The 16674-nt window shown below is 59.7% G+C and carries 9 protein-coding genes and 1 pseudogene; 8 read left to right on the forward strand and 2 right to left on the reverse strand.

Annotated elements, in window-relative coordinates:
* Positions 1-137 precede the first annotated feature (137 nt).
* The 3 genes from EV130_RS16025 to EV130_RS16035 all read left to right on the forward strand — a co-directional run bounded on the left by EV130_RS16025 (position 138) and on the right by EV130_RS16035 (position 3161).
* Positions 138-1181, forward strand: a complete 1044-nt coding sequence (locus EV130_RS16025) for a LacI family DNA-binding transcriptional regulator (RefSeq protein ID WP_245520063.1) — start codon at positions 138-140, stop codon at positions 1179-1181.
* Positions 1182-1626: 445 nt separating this feature from the next.
* Entirely contained in the window at positions 1627-1866 is a 240-nt protein-coding gene (locus EV130_RS16030) for a YjiS-like domain-containing protein (RefSeq protein WP_132660822.1), read from the forward strand.
* A 257-nt stretch (positions 1867-2123) separates the two neighbouring features.
* Positions 2124-3161, forward strand: a complete 1038-nt coding sequence (locus EV130_RS16035) for a substrate-binding domain-containing protein (RefSeq protein WP_074064569.1) — start codon at positions 2124-2126, stop codon at positions 3159-3161.
* Positions 3162-3198: 37 nt separating this feature from the next.
* Here EV130_RS16035 and EV130_RS16040 read toward each other — a convergent pair whose 3' ends face one another.
* Positions 3199-4398 carry a multidrug effflux MFS transporter gene (locus tag EV130_RS16040; protein ID WP_132660824.1) on the reverse strand — a complete coding sequence of 400 codons (1200 nt, stop codon included), beginning with the start codon at positions 4396-4398 and terminating at the stop codon, positions 3199-3201.
* A gap of 173 nt (positions 4399-4571) precedes the next feature.
* Here EV130_RS16040 and EV130_RS16045 point away from each other — a divergent pair, with 173 nt between their 5' ends.
* Positions 4572-5297, forward strand: coding sequence for a TetR/AcrR family transcriptional regulator (locus tag EV130_RS16045; RefSeq protein WP_132660826.1), 726 nt, complete (start codon positions 4572-4574; stop codon positions 5295-5297).
* A 3-nt stretch (positions 5298-5300) separates the two neighbouring features.
* Here EV130_RS16045 and EV130_RS16050 read toward each other — a convergent pair whose 3' ends face one another.
* A complete protein-coding gene (locus tag EV130_RS16050) occupies positions 5301-5699 on the reverse strand; it encodes a response regulator (protein ID WP_132660828.1) in 399 nt (132 codons plus the stop codon).
* 292 nt (positions 5700-5991) lie between these two features.
* On the opposite strand from EV130_RS16050, the gene EV130_RS16055 reads away from it, so the two are divergent.
* The 4 genes and pseudogenes from EV130_RS16055 to EV130_RS16070 all read left to right on the forward strand — a co-directional run.
* Positions 5992-11460, forward strand: coding sequence for an alpha-2-macroglobulin family protein (locus EV130_RS16055; protein ID WP_132660830.1), 5469 nt, complete (start codon positions 5992-5994; stop codon positions 11458-11460).
* Complete coding sequence (gene pbpC / locus EV130_RS16060) at positions 11460-13541, forward strand: penicillin-binding protein 1C (RefSeq protein ID WP_132660832.1); 2082 nt, start codon at positions 11460-11462, stop codon at positions 13539-13541. The genes EV130_RS16055 and pbpC overlap by 1 nt, the downstream gene beginning before the upstream one ends.
* A 72-nt stretch (positions 13542-13613) precedes the next feature.
* Positions 13614-16133 (forward strand): malto-oligosyltrehalose synthase, encoded by a 2520-nt coding sequence (gene treY, locus EV130_RS16065; protein WP_074064563.1) that lies wholly within the window; start codon positions 13614-13616, stop codon positions 16131-16133.
* Between the two features lie 67 nt (positions 16134-16200).
* Positions 16201-16483: pseudogene (locus EV130_RS16070) on the forward strand (copper-transporting ATPase); the annotation flags it as partial.
* Positions 16484-16674: the final 191 nt, after the last annotated feature.

A 16674-nucleotide genomic window follows, 5' to 3' on the forward strand; every position in this document is an offset into this window, starting at 1 on the left:
GAACAGGGCGCCCTACTGCTGCTTTAAGCGCCGTGGCACGGAAACATAGCAGTGAGGACCGCGCTCATGCCTGCATCCTTGGTGCCCATGCGAATCAGGAGCTGTTCGTGACTTCGCGCTGAGAAAAAGGAATACCAATGAAGGACGGCCAGACGAGCCAGATAAAGAGGAACAAGCCCAAGGAGCGCATGCGATTTGCCAGCGCAGATCAGGTCGCCCAGCTTGCGGGCGTTTCACGCTCCGCCGTTTCACGCACTTTCACCCCAGGCGCAAGCGTTGCGCCCGCCACCCGCGAACGGGTGCAGAAGGCTGCCGAGGAGCTCGGCTATCATGTCAACGACCTGGCACGTGGCGTCCTTGCAAATCAGAGCCGCCTGGTCGGTATTGTTGCGCCGCGGCCGGAAGTCGGCTTCCGCGCCCATCTGGCCGCAGCACTTGCAAAAGCGCTGATAAGGCGAGGCAGCATCCCGATCCTGATCGACACCGGCAAGACAGAGGATGAAATGCTTGCCGCGCAGAAGGTGTTGATCGGCCACCGCGCCGAAGCAACGATCATTCTTTCCGGATCGCCACCCGCCAGCTTCGTTGATATCGCGCATCGCAACGGCCAGCCGTTGGTGGTCATCGGTCGCTGCGAGCCGGATGCCGATCATGTCAGTGCCGGAAACGCCGAAGCATCCCGCAAAGCAGCGACGGCTTTCTTCGAAAAGGGGTACCGGCGACTTGCCGTTGCAGTGTCGCATTCGGCAACGTCCAGCATTGCAGAGCGCAAGGATTCCTTCTTGGCGGCAGCCGAAGAGTGCGGCGCTTCGATCTCGATCGGGCGCGGCAGCGATTCCGACTATGACAGCGGCATGGATGCCGCGCGTCAGCTCTTCTCCCAGACCGAAAGACCTGATGCCGTCTATTGCGCCAACGATTTGATTGCCTTCGGATTGATGGATCATGTGCGAAAGACGCTCGGCTTGCGGATACCGGAAGACGTCGCGGTGATCGGCTTCGATGATGTGCCGGAGGCAGCCTGGCTCAGCTACCGGCTTACGACTTTCCGCCAGGATCCGGTCGTCATGGCGCAGCGCGCCGTCGACCTTGTCGATCGTCGGCTTGCCAATCCGGACTTGCCGCCTGCCTACGAGAGAATCGTTCCGGAACTTGTCTTCCGCGACAGCTTTACTCCCTGACCTTAAAGCCGACGCGATCCCTTTTGCCGCTCGCCACAGATAGCTGCCGGACAACGGGCGTCGGAAGTGACGTGTTGCCGTCACGCAACAACCTTATCGATGATAGCTACAATTCAAGATTTAGTATTGCTGACAACCCGCCGTTGTGCAAATATGCGGCTATCTCGCAGATTTGATCAGAGGAGGCGTGAAATGAATTCCATTCTCGTGTTTGTACGCTCCGCTGGCGGGATGGCTCCCATGACGTCGATGCACTGTGCATCCAATCGGGACCTATATTCGTCCGAGGCCGTGTAAACCCCGGATTCCTGCCAATTTGGCATTTCCCAACTTGACCTGACGTGAGTCGGACCGCCGAACGACTAGGTGTGTTCCACGTCCGCCTCCGTATGTCTTTGAACCTTCAAGAGGACCTGGCTGCTTGAACGCGCCGGGGCGGATAATCATGCGTGAAGTACAAGTTATAGTTGCTGAAACCCTGCCAGCAACGGTCGATGAACTATACCGGAAATTTGGCGTCTGGCGGACAGCGCGCGCGCTGGTCCTGGCCGCCTGGAGGCATCACCAAACGGTGAACCAGGTCTCCCAGCTGTCAGATCGTATGCGCCGCGATATCGGCCTTCCGGAGGCCGAGCACGCGCACAGCGCGGAGAGGTACTGGAGCATCTGGCCAGACACAAGATGACTTCCAGCCCCGGCGGCCTGGCTGCCGGGGCTGGCATCTGCCTGCGGACCACCTTGATGAGGAGCGTGAAGTAGATGTTGGCTGGCAAGCGCAAAAGCGATGCGGCATCGTCATCCTGGGCCGGTTTTCATCTGACGTCCGCGCCGCCCACGGCTGCCGCCCATGGGCAAGCGAGCCTGCGGCCGCTTTGCGCAGACGCGTTCCTGTGGCAATAAGAGGAGGCTACGCGCTTTGATCGAGGAGGAAGAACGCAGCCGATGAAGGGAATCCGTCAGCTTGCCAAGCATCTCGACATTTCGATTGGGACGGTTTCCCGCGCGCTGAACGACAAGCCGGACGTCAACGAGGAAACGCGCAAGCGCGTGCTGGCGGCTGCCGAAGAGCTCGGCTACGTGCCAAATCAATCCGGCCGGAGCCTGAGGCAGGGCACGACCAACGTCATCGGATTGATGATCGAATCAAGCAAAGAAACGGTCGAAAATAGCGACAACTTTTTTCTCGGCCTCACCGGCGGTCTGCAGAGCGTGCTTGCACGCCACAAGCTCGACCTCGTAATGCTGCCCTGCCCCAGCGACGAAGATCCCTACGAATATCTGAAGCGCATGGTGGCGCGGCGCGTCGTCGACGCGATGATTCTTTCAGCGACGCAGCGGATCGATAGGCGCATCGATCTTCTGGTGAAAGCCAAGATCCCTTTCGTCGCGCTCGGACGAAGTTCATCGGGCGGCAACTACACCTGGATAGATCTCGATTTCGAAGGCGTAGCTGCATCGGCCGTCGACCGGCTGGTGGCCAAGGGACATCGCAGGATCGCGATCGCAGCACCCTCGAGCGACATCAATCTCGGCTATGTCTTCGTCGATGCCTACCAAAAGTCGCTTGAGCGCCACGGCATCCCCTACGACCCCAAGCTCGTCATCCGCGTCAAATCGAGCGAACAAGGTGGCTATCAGGCCGGACACGAATTGCTGCTGCTGGACAACAAGCCGACAGCCATCATCCTGATCTACGAACTGATGGCGATTGGTCTTTACCGACGCCTTGTCGAGGCAGGCGTCGTTCCGGGGCGCGATTTGGCAGTGATCGGCTTCCGCGAAGAGCCGCGCGCTAAATTCCTGCAACCTGCCCTCACCTGTTTTCGCATGTCGCTGCGCGATCTCGGTGTCGAACTGGCCGAAACGCTGCTTGCGACCATGCCCGCTTATGCGAAATTTTATCCCAAGGGCGCGCGCAACACGATCTGGCCGCTGGAACTGGTGCCAGGCGAAAGCGACGCCTTTTTACTCAATTCGTGAAAAACTGGCCGCGCCATCTTCGGAGCGGCCGCAATTGTCATTCAGCCGGCGCTGCGGCGGCGCGGCGGCCGAGCGTTGCTTGAGTAAGGACGAATGCAAGCAGCGCGCAGGCCGCAACGCCTGCGGCCATCGGAACGGCCGTCCCGTCGGCAAACAGGCTAGACACCACCATCGCGACAGCCGCAATGACGAAGTGCAATGTTCCCATCAATGACGAGGCCGTACCTGCGATCTGACCATGATCCTCCAGAGCAAGAACCGCGCTCGTTGGGATGACAAGGCCGAGAAAGCCATATCCGATGAAAAGCAAGACGGCCATGACCGCAAGCTCGTTGATGCCCGCCGCCATTACGACGGCCATCACGACCATGACGAGGCAATAGAAGGTGACAGCTGAGCGCATGACGCGAGCGAGGCCGAAACGCTCTCCGAGCCATCCGGTCGCCTGCGAAACGGCGAAGAAGGACACGGCATTGACGGAAAAGGCGAAGCTGTACTGCGTCGGGGTCAGGCCGTAGTGCTGGATCAGAACGAAGGGCGAGTTGGCGAGGTAGACGAGGAAGCTTGAGATCCCGAGACCACCGATGGTGGTGAGCGTCAGGAAATTCCTGTCGCGCAAAAGCAATCCATAGGCAGACATCGCGCTGCCGAGGCTGCTGCCCTTACGATCCTTCGTCGGGCGAGTCTCGTCAAGCTGTGTGGCAAGCAGCACGAGCCCGACGACGGCCGCGACCATCACCGCCCAGAAGACACCCCGCCAGCCGTAGAACTCGATGACCGCGCTGCCGGCCAGCGGAGCAAGGATGGGGGAAATTGAAAAGACGAGCATGAGTAGCGACATGAGACGGGCTGCCTGAACGCCAGTGTGCATGTCACGAACAACAGCGCGTGGTATGACCATGCCGGCCGCCCCGCCGATGCCCTGGATAAAACGGAAGGCGATCAGCGTTTCTATGTCTTGCGCCAGCGCGCAGCCGATGCTGGCAAGGGTGAAGATGCTGATGCCCAGGTAAAGTGGCAGCTTGCGGCCCCACATGTCGGACAGCGGACCGTAAAGCAACTGGGCCAGTGCAAAAGAAATGAAGAACGACAGAAGGCTCAACTGGGTAACGTTATTATTAGAACCGAGATCGGCGCCGATCGAAGGCAGCGCGGGAAGGTACATGTCGATAGCAAAGGGACCTATGGCTGATAGCAGCCCGAGAATGATCGCAATGCGAAAGAATGAAGCGGTCATTTTGATGATCTTTCATAAATGCGCAGCGAAGGAAGCGGATCTACTCCGCCGCGTTGCTTTCGAAGGATTCAAATGAGGGGCGGCTGCAGCCTGCCCGACGCGCTGGGACCGGCGTCAGCGAATGCGAACCGACGTGTCAATTATTTTGGACACATATGTAAAATTAGACAACGTTGTCTAAAACGTCAAGGCGCATTATCTATAGAGAGATGAAGAATTTCGCGCCATCCGAAAAGAAATTGGACGAGCCGACCCAGCGCGGCCAGTTCAAGAAGCGCGCTTCCATCCTTGAAGCAGCCGCGGACGTGTTTTGCCGCCAGGGCTTCGCAGGAGCAAGCATCGACGAGATTGCGGCAGAGGCCAATGTCTCGCGCCAAACGATCTATAATCACTATTGCGAGAAAGAGACCTTGTTCATCGCCGTCGTGGACGACGTGCTGAAGCGCGCCAATTCGATGATTTTTTCGATGCTGGCAACATTCCCGATCAATGCCGACAATTTGGAAGAAGACCTTGTCGCCTTCGCGATCCGGATCAACAAGAATTGCATTTGCAACCAGGACGGAAAGTTCCTGCGCCGTCTCGTCCAGAACGAAGGTGAGCGCTATCCGCATCTGTTCGAGACTTGGCGTCAGCAAGGCCCCGGCAGGATCGTTTCGGCGCTCGGCGCCTTATTTGCGCGGTTGAGCGCCAGCGGTGCGCTGACGATCGAAGATTTCGATGTGGCGGCACGCCAATTCCTTGCTCTCGCGAATGCGGATCTGCAGGTCATGATGCTGTTCGGGCAAACGCCGAGCGATGAGCAGATTGAAAGTGCCGCCCGCAATGCGGTCAGGACGTTCCTTCGCGCCTACGGCGCGGGTGTGAGCGCCGGGCGGCTTGCGCCCGTCAGCGGCTGAGCCTCAGGCAAAGACCAGCATCTGCGACGGAACGGCAGCGAGCGCGCCATTGCGGCGTGCGACGGCATATCTCAGCGACTGCTCGACGACAGACGGCTTGACCGGTTTTTTGACGACGCCGAGCGTCCCCTCGATGCCTCCTGCCACCATGTCCGGGTTGCCGGTCATAAAGACGACGGCAATACCGTGGTCTTGCGCCAGTCGGCGGCCGATTTCCGGTCCGGTCGCACCATCCGACAGGTTGACGTCGACAAAAGCGACGTCCGCCGTCGGCGCAAGACGCAACGCCTGTTCCTTGTTTGCGGCAAGCCCTGTCACTTCCATGCCCATGGCTTGAACGGTTGCTTCAAGATCGAGGGCGATCAAGAACTCGTCCTCCACGATCAATACTTTTTGGTTCATGAGGTTGTCCTATAAGCCAGCTTACGCAAAACAATTCGTGGCCAAACGCCCTTTCCACCCGGCACACGAAAGACTGCGCAGCAGCGGAACTTGGGTGAATAACGGGCAAGCGGGGGATATGTTCCGGACCGATACGCATTATTTTTCGATTAAGCTATTGTTAACATTAACAAAACACTAAACGTGGCGTAAGCCTTTGATAAAAAGCATCTCTAAATTTGAAGTTGTATTGACAAGTCTTTTCGGCCGCAGGAGAGTGCCGCAATGAAGCGCCAGCGACCGGGGGGAACCTATGTCTGTACGCTCGTTTTTTGCATCTGCCGTCATTGCCGTTTCAGCCATCGCGGCCAGCCTTCCCGCGACAGCTGCGGAGACGAAGCGAGATATCCAGACGATCAAGGACGCTGACTTCTTCGGCTTTGACCTGCGGACCGAACAGAACGTTTCGCTCGAACAATGCAAGACCTCGTGCATTGGTGACAAGAGCTGCAAGGCTTTCACCTATAACCCCAAGGTGAAATGGTGTTTCCTGAAGTCCGACTTCAAGACGATGAACGCATTTCCGGGCGCCATCGCCGGTCGGGTCGTCGAAACGACGGCGGGACCGCGCGAGCGCGATATCGGTGCGCCCCCTCGCCTCAGCTTTCTGTCGGAAGACATCATCCAGCAAGCGCGCGACTTCAAGGCCAATCTGGCGCTCACCGACGCTCAACCGGGCCAGACCGTCGACAGCCTGACAGCAACGGCGCGCCTTGATCTTACCGCCAACAACCTCGCAGGTGCGATCGACGCTTTTCATCATGCGCTGGCGCTGGCGCCCGACGATGCCGATCTCTGGCTGGAGACGGCTCGCGCCGCAAATTCGCTCGGCGGTACTGACAGCCAGGCCTTCGGCCAGGCACTGGTCGATGGGTTGAACGGCTACCAACTGACGCGCACAGCCTCAAAGCGGGCCGAGGCTCTTGCCGTGCTTGCGACCTCGCTCGCCAAGAATTCGAATTTCCGCGCGGCCCTCAACGCCTATAAGGCAAGCCTTGCGCTGGCAAGTTCCAGGGAAGTGCAGGCAGCTTATCTAAAGCTCAAATCGGAACAGGGCTTCCGTATCACCGAACACAATGTCGATGCAGACAGCCCGACGCCTCGTGCCTGCGTGACGTTCTCTGAACCCCTCGTCAAGTCGCTCGACTATGCACCGTTTGTAACGCTGAACGGACAAGTCCCCAAGGCGCTCGAGGCCAAGGACAAGCAGATCTGCGTCGAGGGCCTTGGTCACGGCGAAACCTACAAGATCAGCTTGCGCACCGGCCTTCCCTCTTCCGTCGACGAAGTCCTGGACGTACCCGTCAGCCTCGATGTCTACGTCAAGGACCGCTCTCAGATGGTGCGCTTTACCGGCGATGGCTTCGTGCTGCCTTCGACGGCCCACCGCGGCGTTCCGCTCATCAGCGTCAATATCGAAACTGCCAACCTCAAGCTCTACCGCATTGGCGATCGCGGTATTGCTCCGCTCCTCACCAGTTCGCAGTTCCTGACGCAGCTCGACGGTTATAGCGCGCAGCGCATTCAGGATGAAAGCGGTGAACTCGTGTGGCAGGGTTCAATCGAGATCGCCAACGCTCTTAACAAAGATGTCGTCACCAGCTTCCCCGTCGATGAAGTCCTGCCCAAGCGCCAGCCGGGCATCTATGTTCTGACCGCCTCGCCTGCCGACAAGCCGGAAAACGAGTGGGATTCCAAAGCGACACAATGGTTCGTCGTTTCCGATATCGGCGTTACAACCTATGCCGGAGCCGACGGGCTCAACGTCTTTACGCGCTCGCTCGCTTCCGCCAAGCCGATCGCCGGTGTCGAACTGCAACTGCTTGCCAAAAACAACGAGGTTCTGGGCACCGCGACGACGGATGAAAGCGGCCGAGCCACCTTCACTGCCGGGCTGCTGCGCGGCACCGCAGCACTCACGCCAGCCGTCCTGGCTGCCCGGAGCGGGGCGTCCGACTACGTCTTCGTCGACATGACTCGTGCAGGCTTCGACTTGTCCGATCGCGGCGTCACGGGACGAGCCTCACCCGGGGCTATCGATGTCATGACCTGGACCGAGCGCGGGATCTATCGGGTGGGCGAAATCGTCCATGCCACTGCCCTTGCCCGCGATACGGATGGCAAGGCGATCGAGAAGCTGCCGCTGACCTTCATCTTCATGCGACCAGATGGCGTCGAAGACCGGCGCATCATCCGGCAAAGCAGCGACGTCGGCGGCTACCTGATCGATCTGCCGATTCAGGAAAATGCCATGCGCGGCAGCTGGACGATGAACGTCCATACCGACCCCAAGGCCCCCCCGATCGGCACCAGAACGTTCCTCGTCGATGATTTCGTTCCCGATCGCACCGAGCTGGATCTGAAGACCGAAGCCCAGGTAATCGGTCCCGATACGCCGGCAACGATTAAAATCAGCGGTAAATATCTTTACGGCGCGCCGGCAGCCGGCCTGACGCTCGAAGGCGATGTCGTCATCAACCCGACGCGCGAAAGCCAAAGCTTCCCGGGTTACTTCTTCGGTCTTTCTGACGAGGAGGCGAACGAAGAAAGCCGCCAGGCGATCGAAGGCCTGCCGGAACTGGACGAGAACGGCCAAGCAACGACCGATCTTGCGATCGGCGATCTTCCGGCAACCACGCAGTTGTTGAACGCGACGATCCATGTCCGCATGCAGGAAACGGGCGGCCGGGCGCTTGAGCGCTCGCTCGTGATCCCGGTCAAGAACCAGGGGCCGGTAATCGGCATCAAGCCTGAATTTTCAGGTGATATTGCCGAGAACTCGATCGCAAGCTTCAACGTGATCGGCGTCTCGGCCGACGGCCAGAAGCAGGAAATGAAGGGGCTTCGCTGGACGCTTTCGCTCCTTGAGCGCGAATACCAATGGTATCGGGAAGGCACGGCGTGGAAATACGAAACCGCCTTCAATGCCCGCCAGGTTGCCAGCGGCACGACTGATACCGGATTGGATGGCGGCAAGATCGCATCGCAGGTCGGCTGGGGCCGCTACCGACTTGAAGTCGAAAGCCCCGAGACCGATGGCCCGGTATCAAGTGTTGAATTCAATGCCGGATGGATGGTGGAGGCTGTCTCGAGCGAAACGCCAGACGGCCTTGAAATCGCACTCGACAAAGCGAGCTACAGGACAGGCGAGACGGCGAAGCTCAAGATTTCTTCGCGTTATGGCGGCGAGTTGATGGTGACGGCCGGAACGGAAGACCTCATCGCCGTACAAAATGCCACGATTGGCGAGACTGGCGGCGAAGTGGAGATCCCAGTCACCGCCGAATGGGGCGCTGGCGCCTATGTGACCGCAACTCTCTTCCGTCCGGGCGACGCACAGGACAGCCATATGCCGATGCGCTCGATCGGCATCAAATGGCTGAAGGTCGATCCCGAGCAGCGCGCACTGCAGGTAACAGTCAATGCACCGGAAAAAATGCTGCCGCGCGCTCCGTTGAACATCAGCCTTGCGGTATCGGGTGCTGGAGCCACTGAGGATGCTTATGTCACGGTTGCGGCCGTCGATGTCGGCATCCTCAACCTGACACGTTACGAGGCGCCCGATCCCGAGGACTGGTATTTCGGCCAGCGCCAGCTCGGTCTTGAAATCCGGGATCTCTATGGCCGCCTGATTGACGCTTCTCTCGGCACGACAGGCAAGCTTAGAACCGGTGGCGATGGTGGCACGGTGGCGCTGCAGGCCAGCCCGCCGACGCAAAAACTCGTCGCCTTCTTCAAAGGTCCGGTGAAGCTTGACGCCGAAGGACGGGCGAATGTCCGCTTCGACATTCCGCAATTCAACGGCACGGCGCGTCTCATGGCCGTTGCCTGGTCCAAGGACGGGGTCGGCCACGGCGTCAAGGATATCGTCATCCGCGATCCGGTGGTCGTCACCGCCAGCCTGCCGAAATTCCTGGCGCCCGGCGACACGGCGCAACTGCGCCTCGATATCGCCAATACCGATGCGCCCGCCGGCGATTTCAGACTGCAGCTGATGGGCAACGAAGCCGTCGGCATCGAGGGGGCCGCAGCTTCCCGGACAATCCATCTGGATGCCGGTGAAAAATCCGATTTCACGCTGTCGGTGATCGGCAAGCAGCCCGGCAACGGCCTTGTTTCGATCAATCTGTCGGATGCATCTGGACTGTCGCTTGATCAGACAGTCGACATACCGGTCCGCCCATCGTCCCTGCCCGTGACCGAAAGGCGCGTCATCGCCTTAAAACCGGGGGCGAAACTGAGGGTCGACCAGGAACTTCTGGCCAACAGCGTTTTGCCGGGCGCCTCGGTCAGCGTCAACGTCACGCGTTCGGCCGCCTTCGACATTCCCGCACTGCTGATGTCGCTCGACCGTTATCCTTTCGGCTGCGCCGAACAGACGACGAGCCGCGCGCTGCCGCTTCTTTATCTCAGCGATCTTGCAAAACAAAACGGGCTCGAAGGCGATGCCGACGTCACGAAGCGTGTCCAGGACGCGATCTATCGTGTGCTGTCCTATCAGGCATCGGCGGGCAGCTTCGGCCTTTGGGGACCCGATTCAGGCGATCTTTGGCTCGACTCCTATGTCACTGATTTCCTGACGCGGGCGCGTGAAGAGAACTACGACGTGCCTGACCGCGCGCTGGTCCAAGCGCTCGAGAACCTGCAGAACGCGCTGAGCTACGACGTTGACGTCAAGACGCAGGGCGATCAAATTGCCTATGCAATCTATGTTCTTGCCCGCAACAGGAAAGCCTCGATCAGCGATCTGCGCTACTACGCCGATACGATGATCAACGACTTCCCGACGCCGCTTGCCAAAGCTCACGTCGCCGCGGCTTTGGCACTTTACGGAGATGCGACGCGGTCGAAGAATATCTTCGTCGACGCTTTGCAGATGACCGAGGATTCCATCGTTCAGCGCGTCAATCTTTCGCGCACCGATTACGGCTCTATTCTGCGCGACGGTGCGGCCATCCTGGCACTTGCGGCCGAAAGCCGCCCCGTCCCGCCAGTCATACCGGAACTGGCAAAAGCTGTTGGCCGCGAATGGGACCGCAGCAAGTGGACGAGCACCCAGGAACAGGCCTGGACGCTGCTTGCTGCGCGCGCGATCCAGAGCGGCGATGATTCGCTGAAGGTGGACGTCAACGGCGCGCTACATACAGGTGCCTATATGGCGAAGATGAGCGGCGACGCGCTGATGAACAATCCCCTGACGCTGACGAGCGCCATGGCCGAGCCGGTGTCGGCGGTCGTCACGACAGTTGCAGCACCCGTCACGCCGCTGCCTGCAGGAGGCAACGGCTTTGCTATCGAGCGCACCTATTACACGTTGGATGGCGAGCCGGCAAATGTCAGTGAGGCGCAGCAGAACGAGCGTTACGTGGTAGTGCTGCACGTCACCGAAACCAACGCCTGGCCGTCGCGCGTTGTCGTGACCGATCTGCTGCCAGCCGGCCTCCAGATCGATAATCCGAGCTTGGTCGACAGTGCTCAGCTCACCAATTTCGACTGGATCGGCGAACAGACGGCGGCACACACTGAATTCCGCAACGATCGCTTTGTTGCCGCCTTCAATCGGACCACCGACGACAACCGGGAAATCAATGTCGCCTATATCGTGCGGGCCGTCACCCCGGGCGCTTATGACCATCCGGCGGCGACCGTTGAAGATATGTACCGTCCCGAGTATTCGGCTCGCACGGCGACCGGCAAGATGGAGGTTGTCGCAGCAAGATAATGCGGCTCTGGCGCAAGCTCACGATTGGTACTGCGGCCGGTTTCATTCTTGCCGGCGCGGTTCTTTTTGCGCTGGACACTGCCGATAGGGCCTTTCCGCCGCCGCTCGATAAGACCGGTGCGGTGTCGGCCGAAGTGCTTGATGCCGATGGTCAGTTGCTGCGCGCCTTTGCGACGCCGGAAGGGCGTTGGCGTCTGAAAACCACGGTCGCGGACGTTGACCCGCAATTCATGCGCATGCTGATTGCCTATGAGGACCGGCGCTTCTACGAGCATCGGGGCATCGATCCGCTGGCAATCGGGCGCGCAGGCCTGCAACTGGTCACCAACGGTCGCATCGTATCGGGTGCCTCGACACTTTCCATGCAGGTGGCGCGGCTGATCGAACCGCGCGCCGGACGTTCGCTTTCGGCGAAAATCCTCCAGGTGACGCGCGCCATTCAGATCGAGCGGCGGCTTTCGAAGGAAGAGATACTCGATCTTTATCTGACATATGCACCCTATGGCGGCAATCTGGAAGGCGTGCGGGCCGCAAGCCTTGCCTATTTCGGCAAGGAGCCGAAGCGGCTGACAGTTGCACAGGCTGCCCTTCTCGTTGCCCTTCCCCAGCTTCCTGAACGACGACGCCCCGACAGGAACCTGGCGGCAGCGGAAGCCGCACGAAAACGCGTTTTGAATCGCGCTGCCGTGGCCGAAGTCATCGGCGAGGGTGAGGCCGAGCGCGCCGAGGCGACACTCGTTCCGGCAACGCGCATGCAGCTTCCGGCCCTTGCCGCGCATCTTGCTGAAGCAGCGCTTGGCAGCAAGCCGAGCCAGCGCGAACATCGCACGACGCTGAAAAAGCAGATACAGGCAGGGCTTGAAGCGACGGCGAAAAGTGCCGCGATGAAACTTCCTGCGAAACTTTCGCTCGCAATCGTGATGGCCGATGCGCGCACCGGCGAAATCGTCGGCGAAGTGGGCTCGGCGGACTACTTCGACGCGAGCCGTTCCGGCTGGATCGACATGACGCGTGTCAGCCGCTCGCCCGGCTCGACCCTGAAACCCTTCATCTATGGTCTTGCCTTCGAACAGGGACTGGTCAGCCAGGAAACGATCCTCGAGGACCGGCCTGCCGATTTCTTCGGTTACCGGCCGCGTAATTTCGACATGAGTTATCAAGGCGACGTGACGGTCCGCGAGGCATTGCAGCTTTCCTTGAATGTGCCGGCCGTCCGGCTGCTTGACGCCGTCAATCCGGCGCGGCTCTTGGTCCGCTTCCGCCGGGCCGGCGTTCGCCCCATCCTGCCGCCGAACGAAGCGCCGGGACTGGCGATTGGTCTCGGCGGCGTAGGCATCACGTTGAAAGACCTCGTGCAGCTTTATGCGGCGCTTGCCAACAGGGGTGAGCCGGTTCGCATCGGCGACGGCGTAACTGCCGTGCCCGGCAAGATAGACGGCGAGCCCTTGCTGGAGCCGGTCGCCGTTTGGAATGTTTCGGATATACTTTCCAGCGTCATTCCACCGGCAGGCGCCCCGCAACGCGGCATCGCCTACAAGACGGGGACCAGCTACGGCTATCGCGACGCCTGGTCAGTCGGCTACGACGGGCGGTATGTGCTCGGTGTCTGGGTGGGAAGGCCCGACAATGGCGCGGTGCCGGGATCGACCGGTTACGGCACGGCAGCCCCCATCCTGTTTGAGGCTTTTGCAAAATCGAACATTGCAACCACACCTTTGCCGCGCCCGCCCTCTGGCGCCATGCGCATCGCCCAGGCGGATCTGCCGGTGAGCCAGCGGCGTTTCTCGACAGATGCCAGCGGACTGCTTTCCACCTCCAGCCGAGAGCAGGCGCCACAGATCGTCTATCCGCCGGAGGGCGCGCATGTCGATCTCGGCGCAAGAAGCGGTGATCTTTCGCCATTGATATTGAAACTGCAGGGCGGCCGGGCGCCGTTCCGCTGGCTTGCAAACGGCAAGCCGCTACCCGATCTTTCTCGCCGCCGCACCAATCAATGGATGCCGGATGGTGGCGGCTACTCGAAACTGACGGTGATCGATGCGATCGGCCGTGCGGCAAGCGTCGGTGTCTTCATCGACTAAATCTTGAGCTGAGGGGAACAAAGAACCCGTTGTCACCGTTGCGGGCCGTCTCCTCCGGAACGGCAGGCGAACATGATACTTCCGACATCGACTTACCGCATTCAATTCCGCAACGGCATGACATTCGACCGGGCCATAGAATCTGTGCCCTATCTCAAGGCCCTTGGCATCAGCCATCTTTACGCTTCACCGATCTTTGCCGCGACGAGAGGTTCCACGCATGGCTATGACGTAACCGATGTCAATGAAATCGAGCCGGCTATCGGCGGACGCGACGGCTTTGACCGCTTGTGCCATGCTTTGAAAGACGCCGGGCTCGGCCTCATCCTCGACATTGTGCCAAATCATATGGCCGCCTCGACGGAAAACCCCTGGTGGCGAAGCGTGTTGAAGCTCGGTCAAGAAAGCCCCTATGCGGGCCATTTCGATATCGACTGGAGCGAACGGCTCACCCTGCCGATCCTTGGCAAGCCGTTCAACGATGCACTGTCGGATGGTGAACTACGCCTTAAACGCGATCCTGAAAGCGGCGAGCTGGCGCTCGGCTACTGCGATACACTCTTGCCCCTGAACCCCGACAGCACCAATCTTGTTCCAGCAAGCGCGGACGAGCCAGCGTTGGTCGACCTCGCATTAGACCAAGAGCTCATCGTTAGACTGCACCAGGCCCAGCATTGGCGGCTGACATATTGGAAAGAGGCGGCCAGACATCTGAGCTACCGGCGATTTTTCGAAGTAACGGGTCTGGTCGGACTGCGCGTTGAGGACGAGCAGGTTTTTGAAGATAGCCATCGGCTCATTCTCGAACTCGTCCGCTCCGGTCAGGTAGAGGGCTTGCGGCTCGACCATATCGATGGCTTGGCCGATCCGAAGCAATATCTGCAAAGGCTTCGCTCTGAGACAGGACCTAAGACCTATATAGTGGTCGAGAAGATCCTTGCCCATGACGAGACACTGCCCGCAAGCTGGCCGATCGCGGGGACCACCGGCTACGAATTCATTTCGGCGCTTGGCCATCTCTTCGTCGACGGAGGCGGCCTGCAACAGCTGGATACCATCTATGCGAATATCGCCCCGGACATGGTCGATACCGCTGCCGGTCTTCGCAAGGCCAAGCAATTGATGGTCTCGCGGTACTTCGAAGGCGAGACGACCCGGCTGGTGAAGATCGTCCATGGCGTTTATCCCGACCTTGACCGCCCCGCCATTGCGGCAGCCATCCACGAATCACTGATAGCCTTTCCCGTCTATCGCATCTATGGCAGCAAGGGTCGCCTTGAAGCACGCGATGCGGACGTGCTCAGCCGGGTCATTTCCAGCGCGGCAGAAAAGCTTGCTGACCGGCGAGCGATCGACGTTGTGGCAAGGTTATTGAAAGGTGAAGTACGGGGAGCAGCGGCGAAAGAATTCCGCCGCCGTTTCCAGCAGTTGAGCGGACCGGTCATGGCCAAGGCAATGGAGGACACCTTCTTTTATCGCTACACTCGGTTGCTTGCGGTAAACGAAGTCGGCTGCGATCCGGATCTCAAGCCGGGCGGCGTCGAGGCTTTCCATGCGTTGATGCTGAGGCGCGCGCAGACTCATGCACACGGGCTTTCGGCGACATCGACGCATGATACCAAGCGCGGCGAGGATGCGCGTGCAAGGCTTTACAGCTTGAGTGAAGGAGCCGATGTCTGGGCGCAGGCGGTGGAGCGCTGGCGCGAGATGAACCGTGATTGTCTGGTCGAGCTGCCGGGAGGGTTGACGCCGGAACCGAATGTCGAGTGGATGCTCTATCAAGCACTTGCCGGGATATGGCCGGAGGATTTCTCAAACGGTGAGGCCGAAGCGCTGATCGGGCGCTTCACGGCCTATGCGCAAAAGGCGATTCGTGAAGCAAAGCTCGGCACGAGCTGGAATGAACCGCATGCCGGCTACGAAGCAGCGGTCACAGCTTATGCAACAGCGTTGCTTTCATCGACCAACCTCGTCTTCCACGAGGATTTCGCAGCGCTAATGCGGCCCTTCATTGAGGCCGGCTATCTAAACACCCTGTCACAGACGCTGATTAAGCTCATGGCGCCCGGTGTTCCAGACATTTATCAGGGGGCCGAGATCCTGGATTTGAGCTTCGTCGATCCTGATAATCGCAGGGCTGTCGACATGACGGCATTGCATGCCAGCCTCCTGGAAGGAGCGCCAATTGCTAGTTTGACGGTGCCCGCGCTGAAGCAGCGCATCGTCCAAATCGGTCTTCATCTTCGAAAGCGGCAGCCGGCGCTTTTTGCGAAAGGAAACTATGTTCCGCTTGAGGTGTCAGGCAACCGCAAGGATCATGTTGTTGCCTTTGCACGAGAGTTAAACGGAACCTATGCAATGACCGTCGTTCCACGGTTGATGCTCGGGTGGCTCGATCCAGGCGTCCTATTCGCCGGTCCGGAATTCTGGAACGATACGGCAATCCAGGTGCCGGCCTTTCTTGAAGGGCGCCGCTGCGATCTCCTGACTGGTCAAATTCTCGATCCAGGAGGCAAGCTGCCACTTTCGGCGCTCCTTGGCAGCCAGCCTGTGGCGCTCGTAGAATCTGGTGGAACCGACGGAGGACCCTGACCATGAGGGTTCAGGGATCAAGGGTGAGAGCGCGTGGGAGCGGGAACAATGTTATCGCCCGTCGTCGGTCGAAATGGTCGTCAAGGCACAGCGCTCGCGCGCCAATAAAGGGGCGCAATTGACCGGGTCTCGGCCGTGTTCGTACCGGCCGTCGTTGTAACAGCGATAGCGGCCTTCGTCGCCTGGGACATGTTCGGGCAGGACCGCCTGTGGCCATCACCGCTTGCCCGTGCGCACTTGATCTTGCGACGCCGATGTCGATCATCAATGCGACGGTTCATGGCGCGCAGGAGGACGTGCTAATCCAGGATGCTGAAGCATTGGAGCGTTTCTCGAAGGTCGATTGCATTGATCCTCGACAAACGCTTGGCGTGCCAGTCGCTGCAGGCGTTTTCTAGCCGGTCTCGGGCTTTTTAAAGTTCGACGCAAGGCCTCGGTCTTGGTGATATGGCTTCCTGGGAGCCAGCTGTTTCGCAATCTCGCTTGGAATGACGAGAGGCATTCGCACGGTCCCGTTTAGACGATATAGCGCAGGCATCTC

The organism is Rhizobium azibense, from assembly GCF_004342325.1.
Classification (GTDB): Bacteria; Pseudomonadota; Alphaproteobacteria; order Rhizobiales; family Rhizobiaceae; genus Rhizobium; species Rhizobium etli_B.

Excerpts from the sequence above, each read along its gene's own strand:
- EV130_RS16035 (WP_074064569.1), top strand. The coding sequence starts at position 2,124 with ATGAAGGGAATCCGTCAGCTTGCCAAGCATCTCGACATTTCGATTGGG.
- treY (WP_074064563.1), top strand. The coding sequence starts at position 13,614 with ATGATACTTCCGACATCGACTTACCGCATTCAATTCCGCAACGGCATG.
- pbpC (WP_132660832.1), top strand. The coding sequence starts at position 11,460 with ATGCGGCTCTGGCGCAAGCTCACGATTGGTACTGCGGCCGGTTTCATT.
- EV130_RS16040 (WP_132660824.1), bottom strand. The coding sequence starts at position 4,398 with ATGACCGCTTCATTCTTTCGCATTGCGATCATTCTCGGGCTGCTATCA.
- EV130_RS16025 (WP_245520063.1), top strand. The coding sequence starts at position 138 with ATGAAGGACGGCCAGACGAGCCAGATAAAGAGGAACAAGCCCAAGGAG.
- EV130_RS16030 (WP_132660822.1), top strand. The coding sequence starts at position 1,627 with ATGCGTGAAGTACAAGTTATAGTTGCTGAAACCCTGCCAGCAACGGTC.
- EV130_RS16050 (WP_132660828.1), bottom strand. The coding sequence starts at position 5,699 with ATGAACCAAAAAGTATTGATCGTGGAGGACGAGTTCTTGATCGCCCTC.
- EV130_RS16055 (WP_132660830.1), top strand. The coding sequence starts at position 5,992 with ATGTCTGTACGCTCGTTTTTTGCATCTGCCGTCATTGCCGTTTCAGCC.